At 31.7% G+C, this 971-nt stretch carries 3 protein-coding genes; all 3 read left to right on the top strand.

From position 1 onward, the window contains the following. The first annotated feature begins 63 nt into the window (after window positions 1-63). The 3 genes from FD44_RS10100 to FD44_RS10090 are packed head-to-tail and all read left to right on the top strand — an operon-like array spanning window position 64 to window position 936. Complete coding sequence (locus tag FD44_RS10100) at window positions 64-246, top strand: SHOCT domain-containing protein (protein ID WP_010620812.1); 183 nt, start codon at window positions 64-66, stop codon at window positions 244-246. A gap of 11 nt (window positions 247-257) precedes the next feature. Further along, window positions 258-521 carry an SHOCT domain-containing protein gene (locus tag FD44_RS10095; protein WP_010620813.1) on the top strand — a complete coding sequence of 88 codons (264 nt, stop codon included), beginning with the start codon at window positions 258-260 and terminating at the stop codon, window positions 519-521. A gap of 28 nt (window positions 522-549) precedes the next feature. Continuing rightward, window positions 550-936, top strand: coding sequence for a DUF302 domain-containing protein (locus FD44_RS10090; RefSeq protein ID WP_010620814.1), 387 nt, complete (start codon window positions 550-552; stop codon window positions 934-936). The last annotated feature ends 35 nt before the right edge of the window (window positions 937-971 follow it).

Raw genomic sequence — 971 nt, 5'->3', positions numbered from 1 at the left:
GCTAGATCAAAATAAAATTTCAGTAAAGTTAAGGAAGCAGAAATAGAAAAAGGAGGAGACTGCTTGGGACTCATATTATTTGTTATAGTTGGTTATTTCATTTATAAATACTTGGAGGATAAACAGAATGGAACAAGTATTTTTAGAGAGCAGAATAGTGCGTTGGATATTTTAAATGAACGATATGCCAAAGGTGAAATAGATGAGGAAACATATAGAATAAAAAAAGAAACATTAAATGAATAAGGAGTGATTCAATGCACGGCTATTGGTATAACGGTTTTGATAACATGATGAATTTTGGTTATGAGAATAGTTGGTGGTTTATGATATATGATGGATTGAAATTGTTAGTTATTATTGGGGCAGTCATCTTTATCGCAAAAATGCTGATGAATCGTTCGAATAATGACCATGCATCAAACTCAAATCGTGCCATTAATATATTAAAAGAGAGATACGCTAGAGGAGAAATATCAGAGGAAGAGTATAGAGATCAACTAAACAAGTTGAGAGAGTAATCAAAAATATAAAGAGGAGAAGAAACCAATGCACATCGTATATGAAAAAAAGACAAACAAGAAACTTGGCGAGGCTATTGATTCGTTAACTGAACAATTAAAAGAAAATGGGTTTGGTGTATTGTGGCAACTTAACTTTAAAGACAAACTTAAGGAAAAAGGATTAGACTTTGAAGAGGATTTTGTTGTAATGGAAGTATGTAATCCTAAAAAAGCAAAAGAAGTTATGGGAAAAAATATCCATATCGGCTATGTTCTACCGTGTAAAATGGTTGTTAGAGAAAAAAATAATCAGACATATATTGGTATGACGCGTCCGGAAGCCTTAATCGATTTATTCGATGATTTCAATTTGAATGAAATTGCCAAAGAAGTTGAGGGGACACTTAGACAATCAATAGAATCGACTGTTTAAAAAAAGTAATTAGGTAGATTGTAAAATTAATCCGA

The organism is Secundilactobacillus malefermentans DSM 5705 = KCTC 3548 (assembly GCF_001436395.1).
GTDB lineage: Bacteria > Bacillota > Bacilli > Lactobacillales > Lactobacillaceae > Secundilactobacillus > Secundilactobacillus malefermentans.
This window is presented reverse-complemented; position numbering and strand designations above follow the sequence as displayed.